Source organism: Rothia koreensis, from assembly GCF_052232265.1.
Lineage (GTDB): Bacteria > Actinomycetota > Actinomycetes > Actinomycetales > Micrococcaceae > Rothia > Rothia koreensis.
The window spans coordinates 2,082,750-2,104,129 of sequence record NZ_CP197643.1 but is presented as its reverse complement, the minus strand read 5'-3'; the positions used below and the strand labels follow the sequence as shown (position 1 = coordinate 2,104,129).

Here is a 21,380-nt window from a genome sequence, read left to right as displayed (position 1 = left end):
CGATCCGAGGGGTGGAGCTGGCTATGCAACACACGGACCATGGTGAGGACGGTACTGATGCAGGTGCGTGACCCGGTCACTGGGTGGTGGCGCAGTGTCGCTGACGGGTGGCTGACTGCGGCGCTGCTGGTCGCGGTGTATGCGGCATTGGCCGCTGGTGGGGTCTGTTGCTTGCCCTGCCCTCCGGGGGCGTTGGTGAATTCGACGAGCTACTGGTTTTCCCTGGCATGGGGGTTGATGCTTGCTGTCGGTGGTGTCACGGGTGCTGTGTCGGTGTTTGGGGGCTGGTGGTGGTTGGAGAAGGCCGGGTTGTGCCTGCTGGTCGGTGGTGGCCTGGTTTATGGCGCTGTTCTGGTTGATTTCCAGATTGAGGACGGTGTGGGCAACCGGTGGCCTCAGGTGGCAGTGACGGTGGCGTTGGTGGTGTTGCTGGTGATCCGGTTCTTGCGGATCCGTCGTTACCGGATCGACCCGGAAGTCTTGGTTGAGAGCTAGCCGGAGGGGAGGGCCACTGATGTCGCAGTTGTGGTTGGATGCAGCCCCGTACCTGTTGGGTTCGGTTTCTGGCGGTGGGTTTATTGGTCTGTTGGTCAAAGGGGTCCAGGACTACCGGTCGGGCCGTGTCAGGGCTGAGGAGCGGCGGAATGTTTCGTTGGTCCAGCAGAGGGATACCGCGCTCGTCGAACGTGATGGGCAACGTGATATGGCGGTAAGTGAACGTGAGCGGGCTGACGCCGAGGCCAGGGCTCGTCGGGTGTTGGAAGAGGCGTATGCGCTCTTACGGCGGGAATGTATCACCCGGTGGCAGGTGCCTGAGGAGGATTTGCCGTCATGGCCGGAGTATTAGTGTTTGCCCTTGCCATCATGGTGGGGGTTTTGTTATATTGTACATCACATGTTGAGGAGATTCATCAGATGAAATTCGTGTTGAATGAGACGAAATATAATTCCCCGAACTATACGCCAGCGGCCCGAGTGCCGGCGGTGTACGGGATGGAACGCAAGATCACCGGGGTCACGATTCATCATTGGGGTGCTGATGGCCAGACTATCGACGGGATCAGTTCCTTCCTGTGCAGACAGGGTGGGAATACCTCGGCCCACTTCACGCTGCAGGACGGGCTGGTTTACTGCCTGGTGTCTCCGGCTGATGCCGCCTGGCACGCAGGTTCGGCCAAGGGTAACGCGACGACCATTGGGATCGAGTGCCGCCCGGAGATGACGGACGGGGACTTGCGCACGTTGGTGGAGCTGATCCGGTGGTTGCAGACCCAGTATGGGGACTTGAAGATCTACCGGCATAAGGACTGGTTCAACACGGCTTGTCCTGGCCGGTACTCAGAGAAGATCGAGTGGATTGTCGATCAGGTGAATAAGACGGATAAACCGGATAAAGGAGATTGGTTGAGTATGGCAACGCAGCACGATTTGGAAGTGGCCCTGAATAAAGTGATTCATGATAATGAGGGGTTTTTCCATGCTGTGGTAAATAAGGTCTTGCGTTCTGAGTTGCATGATTACTTGCACGAGCGGGCGCTGGCCGGGGCCAGGACGGCGTTGCGCGAAGAGTTCGATAAGCAAGGCAAGATTGGTGGGAAGCCGGTGACGGGCAAGACCAGCGTGGTTCAGGAAGCTGCGTGGGCGGACGCGAACTTCCGGGCGGTAGAGGGCAAGTCCGGGAGCTGATCTCGTGGTCGATGCATTCCGAAGCGACACGCCGTCGCAATTCGATTTTGAGTGACACTCTGATATAGTTTCTTATTGCCTAGCTCATGGGTTCGGGTAACCTTTGAGGATTGTGATTAATCGCTAGGTGGCGGGGTGGGGTTTTCGTTTTTCCGTTTTGGGTACGGGGAGCGGCGACCTCGCCCCGTTTTGTGTCTTCGCCGTTTGCTTCGAGTGTGTCTCTGCGTAAGCCCCACTCGTGATCCTTACGAGAACCTCTAGATGGTTCTGTGTTTGGGCCGCAATGCGGGTCTCCGTTTATTATGCACCTTTGGGTGGAGGGCCCGGTGTTGCGCGTCCTGAGTTTATGCTCCGACCACGCTTAATACATCGATAAGAGACAACTTGTGACTACGCATTAGGGTATAATCGATCTTGTCTAGACGATTTCGTATTCACATTACATGGCTAGACATGGTGCGGTCCCTTGTCTGGGTGGTTCCTATAGGGGCCGCACCTATTTCTTGATTGGACGTGTAAGATCCCCCCATCGGATCTACAGTAATTACGGGTGCCGGCGACGGGATATTTCCTTGGACCGTTTCGTTGCTCGCAAAGACAAAGAAGCACCTACCCTATCTTGGGCAGGCGCTTCTTTGTCTTGAGATTAGATTTAGTCGTTTAGGTGCTGGATAGCGTAGTCGGCTTCGCCAGGGGAGAAGCCCTCGGCATCTGAGATGAGTTGCCCACGTATTGCGTCGGGAGACAGTGACATCGTTTTGACATAACTTTTGGCCTTCGTCAAGGCAGCTTTATCCCAATCTGTATTATCGACATTGTCGATGGCGTACTGTGCTGCCTCAGGTGTAAATTTATCTACATCAGATGTTAGCTGCTTGAACAACCCTTTTCTGGACATATGTAAAGTCTCTAAATAACATTTACCTTTTTTCAATGCTAACGTGTCCTCGGGCGGGGCGTTACCCGTGTTGTTAGCAGCTGTGGCGTCGGAAAGGTCGAGATCGGGGTCTGGGGCAGTTGCTGATGCAGCTACTGTTGAGGCTGAAAGGGCTTGCTGCTCGGTACCCTCAGATTTGACGTTGGCGGCGATAACCCCGGTGCTGACGACAATGGCCGTCAGGCCCAGAAAAACCAGCTGGATATAGAGTCGCCTCCGACCAATCTTAGGGGGATGGTATTGGGTGCGCTCGCCGGGCCATGGTTGGTCCACGTTCTGGTTTTTGATGGGGGGAAAATGTAGCTTGCTCACGAAATGATCCTCGATTTAGGGGCAGGCGAGTAACTTCCACGCTTAGAACGATGAGGGGTGGGGCATCAATGGCGTTGCCCAGCTGAGGCATTGCCTATGAGATTGAGCCAGCCGATACAAAACTCGGCGACGAAGAACCCTGCAGCGACAACGATGAGGGTGGTGACGGCCATGAGAAGCAGGAGTAATCGCCATGTCTGCCATTTCTGGTTAGTGTCATCTTGGTAAGGTCTGAGGTCTTGCGGTTCCATGGTGGAAGGCGAGGATTTCCATGGTTCGATGCTGGGTGGTTGGCTCATTATGATCCTTGATCTGGAAGTTTCAAATTTGATTGTATGGTCCAGGTGCCAGGTTCAGTAGGTCGAATTATGTGAAGTTCGTCTCACTTGCTGAGCGCCATGTCCACCCATCAGTGGGCTGTTCGTCTGAGCAGGGACACAGCCAGGCCCCAGGGTACGCTTCTGTTGCCGGGGACATTTTGCAGGCCGACCCGAACCTGGATGGTTCGGCGAAGGTGGGTACGGTCTAGCCGATCCTCCCATGTTGCTAACTGGGCTAGACGCAGTGCGGCCCTGATTGTCAGATCATGTGGTTCTCAGGGGCTTCAAAGACTGGACTGGGCGTGCGTCTCGGCCGCTCTTAGACTTGCTCGAAAAGCTGCAGAGACGCAAAGGACCCCCCACTCACCATACGGTGGGTGGGGGGGGCTTTGTTCGTGTCTAGACGGGGTTAGTCGCCCAAGTGTTGGACTGCGTAGTCGGCTTCCTCAGGGGTGAACTTATCCCCGACGTCTGACGTCAGTTGACCTCGGATTGCTTCTGGCGACATGTGCATCGTGTCCTGGTAGCTCTTGGCTGCTTCTAGTGCGTTCTTGTTCCAGTCGATATTCAGGTTGTCGATCGCGTACTGCGCTGCTTCGGGAGAAAACTTGTCGGCGTAGGAGGATGTTAGCTGGTCGTATACGCCTTGTTTGGACATGTGCATTGTCTTGGCGTAGGATTCGCCACTCTTTAGGGCTGACTTGTCTTCTTTGGGCACATCGTCGCTCTGATTGCCCTTTGGGGCTGCGGCTTGCTGAGCCTCTGGCACATCCACTACCTGCGACGACGGGGAGTTTGCATCAGTCTTGGATTCCTTCTTGGATTCCTTCTTGGGTGAGTCTGGTTTGGCAGGTGCTGCATCTGCTGTCTGCGATGTGCCGCTGGAGTTCGAATTGTCATTCGAGCCGCCACTGTTCGCCATGGTGATGATGGTGCCAATGATGATTACGACAACGATGATGCCGAGGCAGCCGAGGCACCCGAACAGGCCCTTGCGTTTCTTCTTGGGCGGTTGCTCGTTGCCGGGTTGTGGTTGCCATTGCTGTTGGTTGGGATGAGGGTGGTTCTGCGGGTCGTGTGGGTTGTCGGACATGGTTTCTTCCTGCCTGTCGTTGAGTGGGGCAGAGATGATGATATGCCACAAATTTGAATGAGTGTGTCCGGGGATGGAGATTTTGGGGCACTCGACGATCCAGTTGACGATGAACACGTACTCGCATGTGGTGCCGGAATTATCCGAGGCGGCGGCGGAAGCGATGGACCGGGCGTTGCGCGGCTTAGGGGCGTGACTAATTGTTAGTCACGAGTTAGTCACGCGGCGTGAACACGGGTGAACAGTGGTAAGTAAAAACCTTGATTTTGCAAGGGTTTTGGACGGTAGTCGACACCCCTAAACCCCCCTCTGGAGCACTCAAAATGCGGTTCTTCACGGAGTGTGGGTTCGAGTCCCACCTTGGGCACCAGCAGGTAAAAAGCGAGCCTTGCACGGTACACAACGTACTGCGCAAGGCTCGTTTTTCTTTGTTTGCCGGCCACGATATCGATCGGGTGAGTTTCACGGCGCGCGGTTTTCACGCTGTGCGTCCCTTCTGGGTCAGTCGGAGAGGATCTTGCCGGCTCACCTTCCCCTTCTTGCGATTCCAAATGGTCACATCGTCCGGTCTGTCCGGTCGCTGTGCGGCGCCACGCCATCACCTTGAACGTTCTCTGCAAGGCGATTTTGTGTCGGATGACGGGGTAGATGGCGTCGAATCGCCCGCGCATGAGTTCTGCGAGGTCATAACCGGGTGGGCAACAGTAGGCGGGTGCTTGGGCCACCTATAGGCATGACAAGTACAGGGACCGGGAGAATTTGGTCAGCCAACGGTATGTGCGAGGGCATCGACGGTCAAGTAAGCCAGCGGTTGAAGAAGATACCGACGATTCTGGAAAAACGGCTCATCGCATTTGAGGGTGTAGGTGGTTCCTGAAGCCGCCGGTGTCGAGCAGCGATCGGGCTATGTAGTTCGTGAGGTTCCGGAATCCGAGGGCGGAGCCGCGGAGGTGTTCCAGGCGCCCGTTGATCGCCTCTGTTGGCCCGTTGGACGTGCCGGGCCGGTCGAAGAACGCGAGGATGTCGGCGGCGCGCTGCTTGAGCGTGCGGCCGAGCTTGCGGACCTCCACGAGCGCGGCGGGGACGCCGCTGGAGACGGAATCGATGACGGCTGTCATCAGCTTCTTCGCCGTCTTCCGATCGGGTTCGCGGTAGGCAGCGATCACGCGCTGGTAGATGCCCCAGGTCGCCTCGACCTCGACGTGCTCGGAGACCGCGAACAGTGCCTCGAGACGGGTCTGCTGCCGGTCAGTGAGCAGCTGCGCGCCGGTGTGGAGGATGCGGCGGGCCTTGTAGAGCGGATCGTTTTTGCGGCCCCGCCGGCCGTGCAGGCACTGCTGGACGCGACGACGGCAGGTGTCGAGGGCGTCGCCGGCGAGGCGGACGACGTGGAACGGGTCCATCACCGCCTGCGCGTCCGGGAGCTCCTCGCTGACGGCGGTCTTGAAGCCGGTGAACCCGTCCATCGCGACGACCTCGACACCATCGCGCCAGTCCTGCGGGCGTGCGGCGAGCCAGGTCTTGAACACGGCTTTCGAGCGACCCTCGATCATGTCCAGCAGACGGGCGGGGCCGGTCTTGTCGCGGTTCGGGGTGAGGTCGATGATGACGGTGACGTACTTGTCGCCGACTCTCGTGTGGCGCCAGACGTGCTCGTCGACGCCGATCACGGCGACGCCGTCGAACCGGGCGGGATCGTCGATCAGCACTCGACGCCCTTCAGCGAGGACCGCGTTGTTCGCCGTGTGCCAACCGACACCGAGTCCGGCGGCGACGCGGGCGACGGTGAGGTGGTCGATCACGAGCGCTTCCAACGCCCACCGCATCCCGCTACGGGACAGCTTGGCTCGCTCGGGCGCCGCTGCCGTGAGGTCCTCACGCCAGGACCGTCCGCATCCCGAGCACTTGTAGCGGCGGACCCGGACCAGCAGCGTCGTCGGGCGATGACCGAACGGCTCGTGGGCGAGACGCCGCGTGTCCGTCCCGCGCGAGAGCGCCTGGCTACCGCATCCCCGGCACCACGGATCCGGCTCGGCGACGCGGCACTCGATCACCGCGCGATCCGGCTCAAAAAGCTGACCGGTGGCCACGAGGCCGAGCTCGTCGAGATGGCAGAACACGGTCAGATCAGGGGTCGCGAAGGTAGCGTGGTGCACGTCGAGGTCTTCCGGCAGATGGTCAGTGTGAGAACTTCCATCATCGGAAGGCCTCGACCCTCATCCGGCGACCGACGCGCTCAGCCACCTACCCCCTCAACTGCGAAGAGCCGGAAAAACTTACAGAGCGTGAAACCACCACAGATCTATCACGACTTCACGATATCGGCGGTTGTAGGGTCATCGTCGGGGACATCGCAACTGTGAGAAAACTCGAGGATCGCATCCGAGATGACCCGAGGAACAAGCTCGTAAAGGCTAGAGATTACATCGAAACCCCGAGGTACTCAGGCTACAGAGCAGTCCACCTGGTGGTGTCGCGCAACGATTCACTACCCATAGAGATCCAGCTACGCAGCCAGATGATGCACCGCTGGGCGGAGACTGCGGAAGGGTTCTCGAAAGAGCTCGGAATCAACCTGAAACAAGACGGCGACCACATTGTCCAACGCTTCCTCGCAGTCGCGTCAGAGATATACCGCTGCCTTGAAGTAGGCAGTCGCATAGAACCTTCGGTCAGGGACAGATACAATCAGCTACTACCCGAGGTCCGAGCGATCCTAGACGAACGGTCGCAGCAACCTCTCTTCTAAGGAGCAATCATGAGCGAGATCAATCATTTCTTGTTGGTCTTTGACCACAGGCGCGACGAGCTCATCGACCTGCGGGAGTTCGCTGGAGACGGCGACAACGCAGTGGCCGCATACTCAGAGACGGAGAGCAAGTACTCCACTGATCCGGCAATCGACATCGTCCTGGTGGGGTCCGATTCCCTTGAAACCGTCAAGGTAACTCATCAGAACTACTTCACCGGGATGTCAAAGCATCTCATGGCCGAAGCCATGTCTATCGACTTCTAGTCCTCTGCCGTCAGCTTGTAGCCCTCCAAGGTCACGATGGCCGTCGCAGCACCAGGTGCTTCGCCGAGCCTGCCATATTCAGGCCCGCCGGGACCGCTGGACGTAGGAGCCGTACAGCGTGCGATAGGCGGAGGGGGACAGGCGCAGGAGAAGGCCCGCGGCACCGAAGAACGGGGCCGTCTTGAGCGTCCTCAGCACCAGGGGCAGCCGCAGGGCCTCCCGGCAACCCTTCACATAGCCGCGCAGGTTCTCCGGCTGCAGCCTGAGGGCGGTTTGTGCGGCGTTCAAGAAGCACAGAACCCACGCGACCGCGAGGGCGTTCTTCTCCGTCTCGGTTCCCAGGTGTGCATTCGTCGTCATCTTGAGGTGCTCGACATGGCGCCAGCAGTCCTCCAAGGGAGGACAGGCTGATGATGTGACGGGCGATTCGTCGACCGAGTACCAGTGCAGGGCATCGCGCAAAACCTTCACCCTGCGTGCCCGCTTGAAGGCCGGGACCGTGAACGCTTCGTCCTTGATATTGCCGATCGGAGGAAAAGTCACGCCGCGAATGCGGCTTGCCCGATAGATCTTGTCCCAGGCGTAGGGAGTCATTTCGTCCCGCAGCACCTGCAACATCGCATCGTGGCCGGTGCAGGTCCCCGGTTCACCCCGGCGTCGATACGTGGTCTCGCCCGATTCGTGGTGCAGGCAATGCGCGCACACGATCACATCGCTCGTCGGCGTCACCGCGTTGTGCATGGTTTCCAGGAACGTCGGCGTGTACTGGTCGTCCGAGTCGAGAAAAGCAATCCATTGCCCCTCCGCCTCCCGGAGCCCACGGTTCCGGGTCTCCGCCAGACCGAGATGCTGTTGATTCTCCAGGTAGCGGATTCGGGGGTCCGGATGGTCCCCGAGGTATTGGGCGACCACCAATTTGAGGTCATCGGGTGATGCGTCATTGACGATCAGCAGTTCGAAGTCCGGGTCCGTTTGGCCCGTGACACTCTTGATGGCGCGTTCGATCGTGCCCGCCGTGTTGAAGGCAGGCATGATCACACTCGTTCGAGGTGACATGATGTGTGGTTCTCCCGTGGTTCTAGACGGTGATTCGACTATACGTGGGAGGAGACCACGGCTGGTCCATTGTGACGCCGATCGCTCTTCACGTGCGTCCGGCTACACTATGAGCATGCCCAAGGAACCACGTGACCCCCGGCTCGCGCCGTTCTGGGAGGACGTCCGGCGAACGGTTCCCGACCTGCCGAAGGAGCCGCCCGGTCGGGAGCACGTATGGGCCTTCGGTGCCACCGCTGAGCAAGCCGACGAACTGCTCCGTCTGGTGCTCGAGGGAACCAAGACGGGTACGTCGAGCTCCCTCTGGGACTACGAGGCCGACCAGGAATCCCTCCCGCGAATGGGCCAATACGACGTCGTCCTGGACGGTTCGGGCACAGCCCGCGCGGTGCTGAGAACCACCCGGGTCGACGTCGTGCCGTTCGGACTGGTCGGCGAAGACCACGCCTTCGCGGAGGGAGAGGGGGACCGCACGCTGGCATTCTGGCGAGACGTGCACCGCGATTTCTTCGAACGGTTCGCCAGCCACGACCGAGGCTTTCGTGAGGACATGCCGGTGGTCTGCGAACGCTTCCGCGTGGTGTATCCGGCCGTTCGCGCCTGACCGGGCATTGCCGGGCGTAGTCGGCGGCCCCTCAGAATCCGCCGTCGTTGTACACGAATTGCCCTCCGACCACCGTGGCCAGCGCCGAAACGTCTCCGGTGTCTTCGGCAGCGGATCCCACGATGTCGCGATCGAGCACGGTGAGGTCGGCGTCCATGCCGGCCCTGAGCGTCCCCAGGTGGTCTTCGTCGTGGGTCAGGTAGGCGCTGTCCGAGGTCAAGGCATGCAGCGCCGCCCGCTGGTCGATCCGCTGGTCCTCGCCCAAGGTGGAACCGCCACTGGTCCGTCGCGTGACCGCGGTGTGGAACGTCGACAAGGCATCCATGGGCGTGATCGGGCAGTCGGAATGCATTCCGAAGTGCAGCCCGCCCTTCTGCGCATCCCGCGTCGGGTCGATTCTGGAGGCCCGATCGGCGTCGATGAATTGGTCCCGATGACGGTCTCCCCAGTAATAGATATGATTCGCAAAAATTGATGCAACGGAATCAGATTCGACCAGGGAAGAAATGTCTTCGACCGACGCCATTTGAAGATGTTCGAGCCGGTGCCTGGGGTCTTGCTGCCCCGACGTCTCGCGCAATGCTGCGAATGCGCGGGCCACTGTCGAAATGGCGAGGTCGCCGTTCGCATGGACTGCGCATTGGCCCCCGGCGTCGTCGATGTGCCGCAGAATATCCACGAGCTCTTCGGGGGAATAGAGAAGCTCGCCGCATTCGGTGTCGAGGCAGGAATACGGTTCTTTGAGCGCTCCGGAGAGACCCTGAATTGAGCCGTCGGACCAGAACTTGGCGCCCGCGACCCGGTAGTTTCCGGATGCGGGCTGTGCGAAGAGGTCGGGTGAATCGTTCAAGTATTCCTGGGCGAGATCTGCCCTGATATATCCGGTGACCCTCAACGGGATATTGCCCTGGTCGGCCAGCGACCGCCATGTCCGGAGTTCGTCGTCTCCCGCCATGATTCCGACGGCGAGGTCGTGGATCGAGGTCATGCCGCGTCGGATGGCGACGTCGGCCGCTTCTCGTGCCGCCTGTTCTATGTCGGATTCCGAGGGCTGTGGCATCGCGTCCAGCGCCGCGTGCACGGCTCCCATTTCCCACATCAGACCGGTCAGTCTTCCGGATTCATCACGGATGAAGTGGCCGTTCGCCGGGTCCGGACGGTCCTCGTGAATGCCGGCCAGGTCGAGGGCCTTCGAATTGGCCACGACGAAGTGGGCCGAAATGTGCGAGATGACCACGGGCACGTCCACGCTCACGGCGTCCAGGTCATCCCGGGTCGGGTGACGTCCTTCCGTGAGCAGCGTGTTGTCGTACCCCCATCCCCGCAACCACTGCCCGTCCGACACGGACGCCAGGTCGGAACGGAGGGCATCTTGGAGATCCGCGATGGAGTATTCACCCGTGCTGCGGCAGTCGGTCCAGTTCTGGGTCAGGCCGAAGAAAATGGGGTGGACATGGGACTCGATGAGACCGGGGACGACGACGGCGCCCTCGAGGTCCACCTGCCTGGCTCCGGACCCGGTGGCCGCCCGGGCCTCGTCAAGAGTACCGGCCGACAGCACGCGGCCCTGGTCCACCGCCAAGGCCTCGACCGGCTCGCTCCAGGCATCGGTGCGGATGGTTCCGTTGAAGAACGTGGTGGCTGGCATTCAGGAGGACCTCACTTTTTTTTGCTTGTCGTGCGCGTATCCGGGGAGCTGGTACCTCCCCGCAGTGCGATGGACCGGAGAGCTTTGGGGGCCGGGGCCACGAACCTGCCGATGAGGATCACCAGCAGGTTGGCGGCCAGCGCGGGAACTCCGATATTTGACCCCGCCGAATGTGGCACCCGAGACGTAGAAACCGATCGACGCGACCGAGCCGACCGCGAGCCCGAGCGCGATAACACTCGGCCTGACCCGGGCGGGGAAAATCATGAGCGCCACGGGGACAATGAACTGGGTGATTCCGTAGTAGGAGGTGTTGATCAGCGTTCCCATGATCGAGGGAGCGGCGAGGGTCAGCACGATGGAGATGGCCAGATACACGAAGATGACCGCCTGAGTGAGTGGCTTCTGCCTGGCCTCACTGACGTGGGGGACGATGTTCCTCGATACCAGCGTGCCGATGACAAGCGCTGATGCCGCAAGCACGACGATCGCGCACAACGCGGCGCCGCCGGCGACCAGGCCCAGCAGCCAGTCGGGCAGCAACTGTCGGGCGACCTCGATGAAAGCCAGGTTGGTGTCCGCCCCGCTCAGCCCGGGGGCCGCGGAGATCGCGAAGAAGGAGGTCAACAGCAGGAACGGGTACATGAGCATGTACAGCGGCATGGCGATCTGACTGCGCCTGATTCCCACGGGTGATTTTCCGCTGACCACGGCTTGGACCACGAAGGGGAACATATAGAAGCCCAGAGTCTGGAACAGCAGCGTCGAGATCGTATTGATCATGGGCGGCCCGGCGGGGATCGTGCTGTGGGAGGACCCCAGATCGGCTTCGGCGACGATGGTCGCGACGTTCGGCCCCTTGCTCAGGACGAAGACGGCGACCAAGACGATCACGAAAACCAGCGCGAAGTCTTTCAGGAAACTCACGTAGGCCGGTGCCCTGATTCCGGACAGCAGCACGAACACCAGGGATATGCCGACGCCGATCAGGACCGTCACCAGGGGACTCAGCCCCAGACCGAGCCCGCTGAGGGCCACTTCGAGGCCGGTCAATTGCAATTGGGCCCAGGGGACCATGAACACGACACCGAGCACGGCGGCCGTCAGTTCCAAAGTCCGCGAGTTGAAGTGACCCCGCAAAATATCCGGCAGGTTGACCGCATCGTATTTGCGGCCGGCCTTCCACAGCAGGGGGAGGAGGAAGTAGCCGATGGGATACCCCAACAGGATGTATCCCATGAACCAGACGGAGTACATCACACCGTCTGCGTAGACGCCCCCGGGAAATCCGATGATCGTGCCGATCGAATAGACCTCGCCCACGACCATGATGAAGATGACGATGGAGCCGAAGCTTCGACCGCCGACCATGAAGTCCGAGGTCGAGGAGCCGGCGCCGACTCGTGAATACAGACCGAGACCGACGGCGACCAGCAGGACCAGGATAAACATCGCAATGGTCATGAATGCATCTCTCCGGTCTGCTCGTCCACGTCGTCGAGCTGGTAGTCGGCGTCCTTGTCGAAGAGCCGCCAACTGATCCACATGGCCAGGCTCATGAACGGAAACATCGCAAACATGAATGCCAGGACCGCGGGTATTCCGAGGAACTTCGCGGGTGAACTGCCGAGAAGCAGAATCCCTGTGATCAGAAGGATCCCTGGCACGATGAGCGCGATCGTCACGCTCGCCATTCTGGGAATCATTGCCCCTCCTTGGATGTAGGCCTGATCACAGTTCTATGCCCTGTCGCACTGCGGCACAAGGCGAGATACTTTTTCGCTGACCGTACGATCACAATGCGCGCGGAAGCCCGCGCACCGTGATAGTGCGCGGGCGGACGGCCTGGGAGGGGTGATCTGGGAGGGGCGGTCGGGGAGGGACACGCGGAGTGACTCCGCCGCGCGTAGTCTGTTGTCGGTCAGCTGTGCTGAAGGGTTTTCAGCAGTGCAGCGCCTTCGTCGGACAGCTCGACCCTGTTGCTATCCCACGGATAGGGGACGACGGGCAACTGCTCGAAGTCGACGTGGTCGCGTTCCACGGTCGCGAAGGCATGAAGGAGCGCCGTCAGGTCGGAAGGATTCTTGAGACCGTCGTCGACCGTTATCGCGGAGGACGCCTTGTCCAAGATGTCGAACATTTTCATCGGATCGCTCAGGACAGAATCCTTGTCGGCCTTTTTCAGAATCGCTTTCATGACGCTTTGCTGATGCCCGATGCGGGCAAGGTCGCTCCCGTCGCCGATGGCGTGCCGGGTACGGGCCATGGCCAGGGCATCCTTCCCGTGCAGGGTATGGCAGCCGGCCTGCACCTTGAGGTTGGCATCGGGGTCGTTGAGCGCTTCCGGCAGGCACATGTCGATGCCTCCGAGGGAATCGACGATCGATATGAATCCTCCGAAACTGACGTCGACGTAGTGGTCGAGTTTCATGCCCGTCAGGTCGCTGACCGCCGCGACCAACTGGGAATCACCTTCTTCGAGCAGAGAATTGATCTGTATGGGCTGGTTGGGGTTCGACGAGTACTCCGCGGACCCCTTGGGCGGGGTGACCATCGTGTCACGAGGGATCTGAACACCCGTGGCCTTGTCGTGGGCCGCATTGAGATGGACCACCATCATCGAGTCGCTGCGGCGGCCCTCGGCGTCGCCCGCCTCGATCGATCCGTCTCTCTCATCCGAGCCCACGACCAGGATGTTCAATGGACCGTCCATATCCGGTGAGGAATTCAGCCCATCCACGGCGGTCGACCGGACGTTGTTGGAGAGGTGATGAACGACGCCGATGCCGGCAATCGTCGCGGCCGTGACCGTGATCGCCGTGGTTGCGGCCGCGATCCTGAAGCCTTTTCTGGCGTACCACGGACGTCGCGCGGGCGGGGGAGCCACCGGGAGGCTCTCGGTCGGGAATTCGTGCTGGCTGTTCTGGTGGCCGTAGGACATAGGCAATCCTTGCGGTGAGAAGAAAGGAAAGCGGGGGAGCGGAGAGCGCGGGGGACGCTGCGTCCTGCATATCGAATTCAATCCAACGTTGCTGGGGAAAGCGTGGAAAAAGCGTCGACGTTCCCCCGAAGGTTGTCAGGGACAAACCGTGTTCGGCAGATCATGCTCGTCGAGAAAAATGGGGCGTCGAGTTGCTCACCGTGTGGAGGGAGGTGTTGCATGGGTCGAGTCGCGAATGGAGGACAGGAATGGCGATCGCACTCTTGCTGGGCGCCAGCGCAGCCGCAGCAACTCTCATTGGCGGGCTGGTCGCCATACGGGTCCAGGACAGGAAGCACCTGGTCCTGGGCGCCGCAGGAGGCGTGATCCTGGGCGTCGTGGCCTTCGATCTCCTGCCGGAAGCCTTCGAGGGGAACACCCAAGAGCTTTTCGGAATCCCATGGGTCATGGTGCTCTTTCTCGCCGGATTCATGACCATTCACGTGGTGGAAAAATCCCTCGAAATGCACAGCGCCAATGAGGAGCATTACGCCCGGCATAGTCACTCCTTGAAACCCTTGGGGCTGCTCGCGGGCGGCGCGCTGGTTGCCCACAGCTTCATGGACGGGCTCAGCCTCGGCGTCAGCCTGACGGCAGGAGCGGGGCTGGCCGTCACGGTAGGGATCGCCGTCCTGGCCCACGACTTCGCCGACGGGTTCAACACCTTCACGCTCACGGCCATGTTCGGCAACGGCCGGCGGCGCGCCGTCGTCGTGCTGGTCCTCGACGCACTGGCTCCGATCGTCGGCGCCGTGGTCGGGTCGGCACTGCATCTCAGCCCGTCTGCTATTGCTTTGTACCTCGCCTATTTCGCCGGATTCCTGCTCCACATCGCCACGAGCCACATCCTGCCCGAAGCCCACGCCGACCACCCCGCGTGGGGGACGCTGGGGGCCACCCTCGGCGGCGTCGTCTTCATGGGCGCCATCATGACGGTGGCCCACTAGGACGCCGTACTGGCCACGATGCTTCGTCGGGGCCAGGGGGACGGTCGTAGCTCCCGGCCGAAGCCCTGAGCCTGTCTTCGGTCGATTCTGAGGCTCAAATAAATGACCTGAAAATCCATCGGTAAGTCACAAGCCAGTAAACAAAATCCCCATTTTGTTCTTCATATATAACAATTTTATAACGATTCAATCTCTTCCTAGTCGCTTTTCTGTGACAGATGCTACGGTTCGATTTGTTGGACAGTAAACTTGACCCGGGAGGACTAGTGAACACGAAAAGCGGCAGAATCACCGCAACAGCCATTGCAGCAACGTTGGCCGTCTCCAGCCTGGGGCTAGCGACTGCCCCCGCCCACGCAACCCAGTCCAGCCCAGACAATGGGGGAACCTGCTCCGTAGCAAACACATCCTCCACCCAGCAGGGATCGACAGACATGAACCTGCTCAGTGGTAACGAACCCAAGAACCTGACCGACAAGGTGGTAGCAGGTATGAATGACGGGACTTACACCAGCCACGCAGGGTCATCATCTTTGGACTTCAACAGGACGAAAGTCTACAAAGTAACTTCCGGCGACCAGACGTTTACATCCGTCACGGTGCCGACCAATGGTGACTACACAACGACGAGCAACTTCACTGCCCTCTTCGACAAAGATGGCAATTCACTCAACTACAGTGAAACGGGCTCATCGCATTTGAGGGTGTAGGTGGTTCCTGAAGCCGCCGGTGTCGAGCAGCGATCGGGCTATGTAGTTCGTGAGGTTCCGGAATCCGAGGGCGGAGCCGCGGAGGTGTTCCAGGCGCCCGTTGATCGCCTCTGTTGGCCCGTTGGACGTGCCGGGCCGGTCGAAGAACGCGAGGATGTCGGCGGCGCGCTGCTTGAGCGTGCGGCCGAGCTTGCGGACCTCCACGAGCGCGGCGGGGACGCCGCTGGAGACGGAATCGATGACGGCTGTCATCAGCTTCTTCGCCGTCTTCCGATCGGGTTCGCGGTAGGCAGCGATCACGCGCTGGTAGATGCCCCAGGTCGCCTCGACCTCGACGTGCTCGGAGACCGCGAACAGTGCCTCGAGACGGGTCTGCTGCCGGTCAGTGAGCAGCTGCGCGCCGGTGTGGAGGATGCGGCGGGCCTTGTAGAGCGGATCGTTTTTGCGGCCCCGCCGGCCGTGCAGGCACTGCTGGACGCGACGACGGCAGGTGTCGAGGGCGTCGCCGGCGAGGCGGACGACGTGGAACGGGTCCATCACCGCCTGCGCGTCCGGGAGCTCCTCGCTGACGGCGGTCTTGAAGCCGGTGAACCCGTCCATCGCGACGACCTCGACACCATCGCGCCAGTCCTGCGGGCGTGCGGCGAGCCAGGTCTTGAACACGGCTTTCGAGCGACCCTCGATCATGTCCAGCAGACGGGCGGGGCCGGTCTTGTCGCGGTTCGGGGTGAGGTCGATGATGACGGTGACGTACTTGTCGCCGACTCTCGTGTGGCGCCAGACGTGCTCGTCGACGCCGATCACGGCGACGCCGTCGAACCGGGCGGGATCGTCGATCAGCACTCGACGCCCTTCAGCGAGGACCGCGTTGTTCGCCGTGTGCCAACCGACACCGAGTCCGGCGGCGACGCGGGCGACGGTGAGGTGGTCGATCACGAGCGCTTCCAACGCCCACCGCATCCCGCTACGGGACAGCTTGGCTCGCTCGGGCGCCGCTGCCGTGAGGTCCTCACGCCAGGACCGTCCGCATCCCGAGCACTTGTAGCGGCGGACCCGGACCAGCAGCGTCGTCGGGCGATGACCGAACGGCTCGTGGGCGAGACGCCGCGTGTCCGTCCCGCGCGAGAGCGCCTGGCTACCGCATCCCCGGCACCACGGATCCGGCTCGGCGACGCGGCACTCGATCACCGCGCGATCCGGCTCAAAAAGCTGACCGGTGGCCACGAGGCCGAGCTCGTCGAGATGGCAGAACACGGTCAGATCAGGGGTCGCGAAGGTAGCGTGGTGCACGTCGAGGTCTTCCGGCAGATGGTCAGTGTGAGAACTTCCATCATCGGAAGGCCTCGACCCTCATCCGGCGACCGACGCGCTCAGCCACCTACCCCCTCAACTGCGAAGAGCCTGATATGGCGAGGGCAGGCACTGTCGACGAGGCGGCAAGCACCGGGGCGGACCACAGGGCGCCTTTTGCCAAGGTTCGACGTGACAACGTGTTTTTGTTGACCGTTTCCATAGCTTCCTCAATGACCGTGGGTGTGTGACGTCAAGGATTCTAGTTTCGGAAGCCAAGCGTCACAAGAAAATAGCGTAGCCATGAAAATGTGCACATTTCAGGATTAAGGAATTGCATCAACCAGCTTCGCGTTAGGCCGGACGAGCGCATTTCTGCAGGTCAACGAGGAGTTGAAATTCTTCTAGCGGCCAGTCGGTCATTCTCATGGGTAACAAGCGATGCTATCGATTGCCTCGACCCAAGCCAATGTGTGACGCAAAACACAAAAAAGCGCGCACTGTTGCCGCCTGAAGGCGTGTCATGCGACTCCCGTTCAGGCGAACTTGTGAAATTCTATTTGAAAAATTGAATATATTGCAAACCCATCGCAAAACGGCTCTTCGCAGTTGAGGGGGTAGGTGGCTGAGCGCGTCGGTCGCCGGATGAGGGTCGAGGCCTTCCGATGATGGAAGTTCTCACACTGACCATCTGCCGGAAGACCTCGACGTGCACCACGCTACCTTCGCGACCCCTGATCTGACCGTGTTCTGCCATCTCGACGAGCTCGGCCTCGTGGCCACCGGTCAGCTTTTTGAGCCGGATCGCGCGGTGATCGAGTGCCGCGTCGCCGAGCCGGATCCGTGGTGCCGGGGATGCGGTAGCCAGGCGCTCTCGCGCGGGACGGACACGCGGCGTCTCGCCCACGAGCCGTTCGGTCATCGCCCGACGACGCTGCTGGTCCGGGTCCGCCGCTACAAGTGCTCGGGATGCGGACGGTCCTGGCGTGAGGACCTCACGGCAGCGGCGCCCGAGCGAGCCAAGCTGTCCCGTAGCGGGATGCGGTGGGCGTTGGAAGCGCTCGTGATCGACCACCTCACCGTCGCCCGCGTCGCCGCCGGACTCGGTGTCGGTTGGCACACGGCGAACAACGCGGTCCTCGCTGAAGGGCGTCGAGTGCTGATCGACGATCCCGCCCGGTTCGACGGCGTCGCCGTGATCGGCGTCGACGAGCACGTCTGGCGCCACACGAGAGTCGGCGACAAGTACGTCACCGTCATCATCGACCTCACCCCGAACCGCGACAAGACCGGCCCCGCCCGTCTGCTGGACATGATCGAGGGTCGCTCGAAAGCCGTGTTCAAGACCTGGCTCGCCGCACGCCCGCAGGACTGGCGCGATGGTGTCGAGGTCGTCGCGATGGACGGGTTCACCGGCTTCAAGACCGCCGTCAGCGAGGAGCTCCCGGACGCGCAGGCGGTGATGGACCCGTTCCACGTCGTCCGCCTCGCCGGCGACGCCCTCGACACCTGCCGTCGTCGCGTCCAGCAGTGCCTGCACGGCCGGCGGGGCCGCAAAAACGATCCGCTCTACAAGGCCCGCCGCATCCTCCACACCGGCGCGCAGCTGCTCACTGACCGGCAGCAGACCCGTCTCGAGGCACTGTTCGCGGTCTCCGAGCACGTCGAGGTCGAGGCGACCTGGGGCATCTACCAGCGCGTGATCGCTGCCTACCGCGAACCCGATCGGAAGACGGCGAAGAAGCTGATGACAGCCGTCATCGATTCCGTCTCCAGCGGCGTCCCCGCCGCGCTCGTGGAGGTCCGCAAGCTCGGCCGCACGCTCAAGCAGCGCGCCGCCGACATCCTCGCGTTCTTCGACCGGCCCGGCACGTCCAACGGGCCAACAGAGGCGATCAACGGGCGCCTGGAACACCTCCGCGGCTCCGCCCTCGGATTCCGGAACCTCACGAACTACATAGCCCGATCGCTGCTCGACACCGGCGGCTTCAGGAACCACCTACACCCTCAAATGCGATGAGCCCGCAAAACGAGGGCTTCGTGTCGCGGTGGGAGAGGTGGGTGCGACGCGGGAAAACACAGAGATCACCGTGTTTTCCCACGTCCGCCGCATCCACGGCGTTGAGGCAGCGGCCTTATTCGCAGGCCACGCCGTCGCCGTCACGGTCCAACTTGCTGCTGTAACCGGGGGAGCCAGCGTGCAGTGGCGCCGCGCCCGCGGCCTTGGCTGCGGAACAGTTCGGGTAGGAGGAGTCGCCCTGGGCTGGTGCAGCGGGTTCAGCCGGAGCTGGAGCGGCAGGTTCCGCGGGCGCAGGCTCGGCAGGGGCCGGTGCAGGTGCGGGCGCCGAAGAGGTTGCCGCCGGAGCCGGTTGCTCAGGCGCCGGTGTAGCCTCCGGGGTCGACCCCGTCGTGGTCCCGACTTCCGGGGCGTCGTCGCCGGTCGGCAAAACCTCGCCGGGGCATCCTTCGAGAACGCCCGCGATGGCGTCCTTCTCCGCCTGGGTCACCCACAGGCGATAGTTGGTCTTCACCGCGACCTGACGGGACACGTAGTCACAGCGGAACTGCTTGTTGGAAGGCAGCCAGGTGGCGGCGTCGCCGTCGCTCTTGCCCTGGTTCGTCGGGCCATCCACGGCGAGGAGGTTCAGCGGGTCGTTCGCCAGCTCCTTCTTCTCATCATCGGAGAGCTGCTGGGCTCCCGTCTGCCAGGCGTTGGAGAGGCTGACCACGTGATCGATCTGCACCGCGCTGCTCGTGGATTTGCCGGCTGTGAAGGAAATGTCCTTGCCGGTGTAGGGGTCAACGAGGTCGCCCGACGTCACTTTGCAGTCGTGGGTGCCGGGTTTGTGGGACACCGAGGTCAGATCGCGATTCAGAACATCGTTTCGGGTGTCGCACCCGTTCCGGTCCGTATCGGCCCAAGCATGCCCGAAATTCTTGCGCTTGTATCCCGTCTTGGGGGCCTTCCCCTTGACGGGCAGGGCCTCGAGGGCGGTGAGGGCATCGTCGGAACCGGAGCCCTCGACGTCCGACACCTGCGTGACGTGAGTCGGCGAGGCAGAGTCCGACGCCGCATCGGCGGCATCCGAGGATGCATTGGTTGCGCAGCCGGCGAGGGCGAGGACAAGGGCGACGCCGGCGCCCGCGACTCGCACGCCGCGACCGCGTCGGGCAGTGAAATCGGGCAGGGGGAATCCAAGAAAAGAAGACATGGGTGGCTCCAAGTGAAGTGAGGGACATTCGAAGTGTATGGCCAGAATGCGTGGGAATAGGCATCTGACACGAAGTACTTCGTGTCGTGTCTTGCGGCGATGCTGTGCAGCGCCCTCCGGGCTCTCGGGAATCAGCTCTTGGCTGATCGTCAACTGTGGGGACGGCCACTAGGGTTGATGGTGTCCTGGTTTCCACGGGAACCGAAGTTGCCGCGGAAACCGCTGCAGTCAAAGCAGAGGAGAACCATATGGCTGAGACGACATCGATCACAGTCACCCGATCCATCGACGAGCCGTCCGACAAGATCTTCGACCTCCTGAGCAACCCGGAACGCCACAACGAGTTCGACGGGTCCGGCTACGTGGTCTCCGACGACAGGACCGACCGCATTCAGAAGTCCGGCCAGGTATTTCGGATGAACATGAACGGGCCGCACATGGGCGGGGACTACAAGACGGACAATTACGTGACCGGCTTCGACCCGAACAAGCTCATCGCCTGGCAGACGGCACCGGCCGGCGAACAGCCTCCCGGCTGGGAGTGGACGTGGGAGCTGCAGTCGCAGGACTCGGACCAGACCGAGGTGTCCCTGACCTACGACTGGTCCAAGATGGACCCGCAGGCCGCTCAGGACCTCGGTATGCCGCTGGTTTCCCAGGAGCAGCTCGAAGAGTCACTCGAGCAGTTGGCCAACGCGGTTTCCGGGGAGTAGTCGCCCGAAACCCGTAACCACGAGCAACCCGTGGGCCCGGCGTCGTCTCGCGCGAGACGGCGCCGGGCCCACGTCGTTTCGGGAAGAGGGGGGGCTCGTGCGTGGCGTGGGGGGTCGCCCGATTGAGTGCTGGTTTCCGGTCATTCGGGCGGGGCCTCTGGCTGAGGTTCTGTGGTGGATCCCCGATTCGGTGGCGGTCTCCGTCGTTAGGTGGCGGTTGAGCCGCCGCCTAACGGCGGAAAACGCCTCTCATTCGGGTAAGCGCCACCCAATGTGGCTCGATAACTCTCCGGGACCTCGTCGTGGCAGGGCGCATCGCGTCGACGTCGTCGTCGGTCCGGTGGCGGCTCGGGCGAGGTGGCAACGGCGTGCGCCCGGCGTGCCGAGGTGGCAACGGCGTGCGCCCGGCGTGCCGAGGTGGCAGTGGCGTGCGGAATTCGAGCCGAAAACCGCACAAATGTGCCACCTCGCGGGGGAATCGTCCCGAAATTGCCACCTCGATCCGGGAGCGTGCACAAATGTGCCACCTCGCGGGGGAATCGTCCCGAAATTGCCACCTCGAGCCGGGAGCGTGCACGAACCTGCCACCTCGAGCCGGGAGTGTGCACGAACCTGCCACCTCGCGGGGGAATCGTCCCGAAATTGCCACCTCGAGCCGCGAGCGTGCACAAACCTGCCACCTCGCGGGGCCGCACCGCGAGGCGGCACATTTGTGCATATTTCGCCGTGCAACATGCACAAAATTGCCACTTCGCGGGTCGGACCGGCACGAATCTGCCACCTCGCGCCGCCCGACGCCGTCTCGCCCCCGTGACCGAGGCACGCGAGAAATCGCCCGAGTGCGGCGGAAAGACGA

General features: G+C 61.7%; 21 protein-coding genes. 9 read left to right on the top strand and 12 right to left on the bottom strand.

Features of this window, described 5'->3' with window-relative positions:
- The first annotated feature begins 57 nt into the window (after positions 1–57).
- Entirely contained in the window at positions 58–495 is a 438-nt protein-coding gene (locus ACTSLZ_RS09290) for a hypothetical protein (RefSeq protein WP_443094817.1), read from the top strand.
- Between the two features lie 336 nt (positions 496–831).
- Positions 832–1,686: a peptidoglycan recognition protein family protein gene (locus ACTSLZ_RS09285; RefSeq protein WP_443094816.1), complete on the top strand. Its 855-nt coding sequence runs from the start codon at positions 832–834 to the stop codon at positions 1,684–1,686.
- Positions 1,687–2,338: 652 nt separating this feature from the next.
- On the opposite strand, the gene ACTSLZ_RS09280 is transcribed toward ACTSLZ_RS09285, so the two are convergent.
- The 5 genes from ACTSLZ_RS09280 to ACTSLZ_RS09260 form a co-directional block, all read right to left on the bottom strand.
- On the bottom strand, positions 2,339–2,935 hold the full coding sequence (locus ACTSLZ_RS09280) for an Ltp family lipoprotein (protein ID WP_443094815.1): 597 nt from the start codon (positions 2,933–2,935) through the stop codon (positions 2,339–2,341).
- Positions 2,936–3,000: 65 nt separating this feature from the next.
- A complete protein-coding gene (locus tag ACTSLZ_RS09275) occupies positions 3,001–3,234 on the bottom strand; it encodes a hypothetical protein (protein WP_443094814.1) in 234 nt (77 codons plus the stop codon).
- Between the two features lie 430 nt (positions 3,235–3,664).
- Positions 3,665–4,348: an Ltp family lipoprotein gene (locus ACTSLZ_RS09270; protein WP_443094813.1), complete on the bottom strand. Its 684-nt coding sequence runs from the start codon at positions 4,346–4,348 to the stop codon at positions 3,665–3,667.
- Between the two features lie 218 nt (positions 4,349–4,566).
- Positions 4,567–4,830, bottom strand: a complete 264-nt coding sequence (locus tag ACTSLZ_RS09265) for a hypothetical protein (RefSeq protein WP_443094812.1) — start codon at positions 4,828–4,830, stop codon at positions 4,567–4,569.
- Between the two features lie 363 nt (positions 4,831–5,193).
- On the bottom strand, positions 5,194–6,504 hold the full coding sequence (locus ACTSLZ_RS09260) for an ISL3 family transposase (RefSeq protein ID WP_179628043.1): 1,311 nt from the start codon (positions 6,502–6,504) through the stop codon (positions 5,194–5,196).
- Positions 6,505–6,566: 62 nt separating this feature from the next.
- On the opposite strand from ACTSLZ_RS09260, the gene ACTSLZ_RS09255 reads away from it, so the two are divergent.
- Together ACTSLZ_RS09255 and ACTSLZ_RS09250 are read left to right on the top strand one after the other, a co-directional pair.
- On the top strand, positions 6,567–7,097 hold the full coding sequence (locus tag ACTSLZ_RS09255; protein WP_443096124.1) for a RelA/SpoT domain-containing protein: 531 nt from the start codon (positions 6,567–6,569) through the stop codon (positions 7,095–7,097).
- 9 nt (positions 7,098–7,106) lie between these two features.
- Entirely contained in the window at positions 7,107–7,364 is a 258-nt protein-coding gene (locus ACTSLZ_RS09250; RefSeq protein ID WP_443094811.1) for a hypothetical protein, read from the top strand.
- 78 nt (positions 7,365–7,442) lie between these two features.
- On the opposite strand, the gene ACTSLZ_RS09245 is transcribed toward ACTSLZ_RS09250, so the two are convergent.
- Positions 7,443–8,420, bottom strand: a complete 978-nt coding sequence (locus ACTSLZ_RS09245) for a glycosyltransferase family 2 protein (RefSeq protein WP_443094810.1) — start codon at positions 8,418–8,420, stop codon at positions 7,443–7,445.
- 115 nt (positions 8,421–8,535) lie between these two features.
- Here ACTSLZ_RS09245 and ACTSLZ_RS09240 point away from each other — a divergent pair, with 115 nt between their 5' ends.
- A complete protein-coding gene (locus ACTSLZ_RS09240; protein ID WP_443094809.1) occupies positions 8,536–9,024 on the top strand; it encodes an ASCH domain-containing protein in 489 nt (162 codons plus the stop codon).
- Positions 9,025–9,055: 31 nt separating this feature from the next.
- Here the strand turns inward: ACTSLZ_RS09240 and ACTSLZ_RS09235 are convergent, their stop codons facing one another.
- The 4 genes from ACTSLZ_RS09235 to ACTSLZ_RS09220 all read right to left on the bottom strand — a co-directional run bounded on the left by ACTSLZ_RS09235 (position 9,056) and on the right by ACTSLZ_RS09220 (position 13,613).
- A complete protein-coding gene (locus ACTSLZ_RS09235; protein ID WP_443094808.1) occupies positions 9,056–10,672 on the bottom strand; it encodes an amidohydrolase in 1,617 nt (538 codons plus the stop codon).
- Complete coding sequence (locus ACTSLZ_RS09230) at positions 10,673–12,136, bottom strand: sodium:solute symporter family protein (protein ID WP_443094807.1); 1,464 nt, start codon at positions 12,134–12,136, stop codon at positions 10,673–10,675.
- Positions 12,133–12,378, bottom strand: coding sequence for a hypothetical protein (locus tag ACTSLZ_RS09225; protein WP_443094806.1), 246 nt, complete (start codon positions 12,376–12,378; stop codon positions 12,133–12,135). Before ACTSLZ_RS09225 ends, ACTSLZ_RS09230 begins: the two co-directional genes overlap by 4 nt.
- A 215-nt stretch (positions 12,379–12,593) precedes the next feature.
- The gene (locus ACTSLZ_RS09220) at positions 12,594–13,613 is read right to left on the bottom strand and encodes an LCP family protein (protein WP_443094805.1); all 1,020 of its coding nucleotides are present in this window, start codon (positions 13,611–13,613) and stop codon (positions 12,594–12,596) included.
- A 248-nt stretch (positions 13,614–13,861) separates the two neighbouring features.
- Between ACTSLZ_RS09220 and ACTSLZ_RS09215 the strand changes: the two genes are divergently transcribed.
- Both ACTSLZ_RS09215 and ACTSLZ_RS09210 read left to right on the top strand, forming a co-directional pair.
- Entirely contained in the window at positions 13,862–14,599 is a 738-nt protein-coding gene (locus tag ACTSLZ_RS09215) for a ZIP family metal transporter (protein ID WP_443094804.1), read from the top strand.
- Between the two features lie 266 nt (positions 14,600–14,865).
- Positions 14,866–15,309, top strand: coding sequence for a hypothetical protein (locus ACTSLZ_RS09210; protein ID WP_443094803.1), 444 nt, complete (start codon positions 14,866–14,868; stop codon positions 15,307–15,309).
- On the opposite strand, the gene ACTSLZ_RS09205 is transcribed toward ACTSLZ_RS09210, so the two are convergent.
- Complete coding sequence (locus ACTSLZ_RS09205; protein ID WP_179628043.1) at positions 15,289–16,599, bottom strand: ISL3 family transposase; 1,311 nt, start codon at positions 16,597–16,599, stop codon at positions 15,289–15,291. The two genes, ACTSLZ_RS09210 and ACTSLZ_RS09205, sit on opposite strands and share 21 nt — an antisense overlap.
- A 709-nt stretch (positions 16,600–17,308) precedes the next feature.
- On the opposite strand from ACTSLZ_RS09205, the gene ACTSLZ_RS09200 reads away from it, so the two are divergent.
- The gene (locus tag ACTSLZ_RS09200; protein ID WP_179628043.1) at positions 17,309–18,619 is read left to right on the top strand and encodes an ISL3 family transposase; all 1,311 of its coding nucleotides are present in this window, start codon (positions 17,309–17,311) and stop codon (positions 18,617–18,619) included.
- 115 nt (positions 18,620–18,734) lie between these two features.
- Here ACTSLZ_RS09200 and ACTSLZ_RS09195 read toward each other — a convergent pair whose 3' ends face one another.
- Positions 18,735–19,811: a GmrSD restriction endonuclease domain-containing protein gene (locus ACTSLZ_RS09195; protein ID WP_443094802.1), complete on the bottom strand. Its 1,077-nt coding sequence runs from the start codon at positions 19,809–19,811 to the stop codon at positions 18,735–18,737.
- A gap of 248 nt (positions 19,812–20,059) precedes the next feature.
- On the opposite strand from ACTSLZ_RS09195, the gene ACTSLZ_RS09190 reads away from it, so the two are divergent.
- Positions 20,060–20,524, top strand: a complete 465-nt coding sequence (locus tag ACTSLZ_RS09190; protein WP_129315559.1) for an SRPBCC family protein — start codon at positions 20,060–20,062, stop codon at positions 20,522–20,524.
- Positions 20,525–21,380 lie beyond the last annotated feature (856 nt).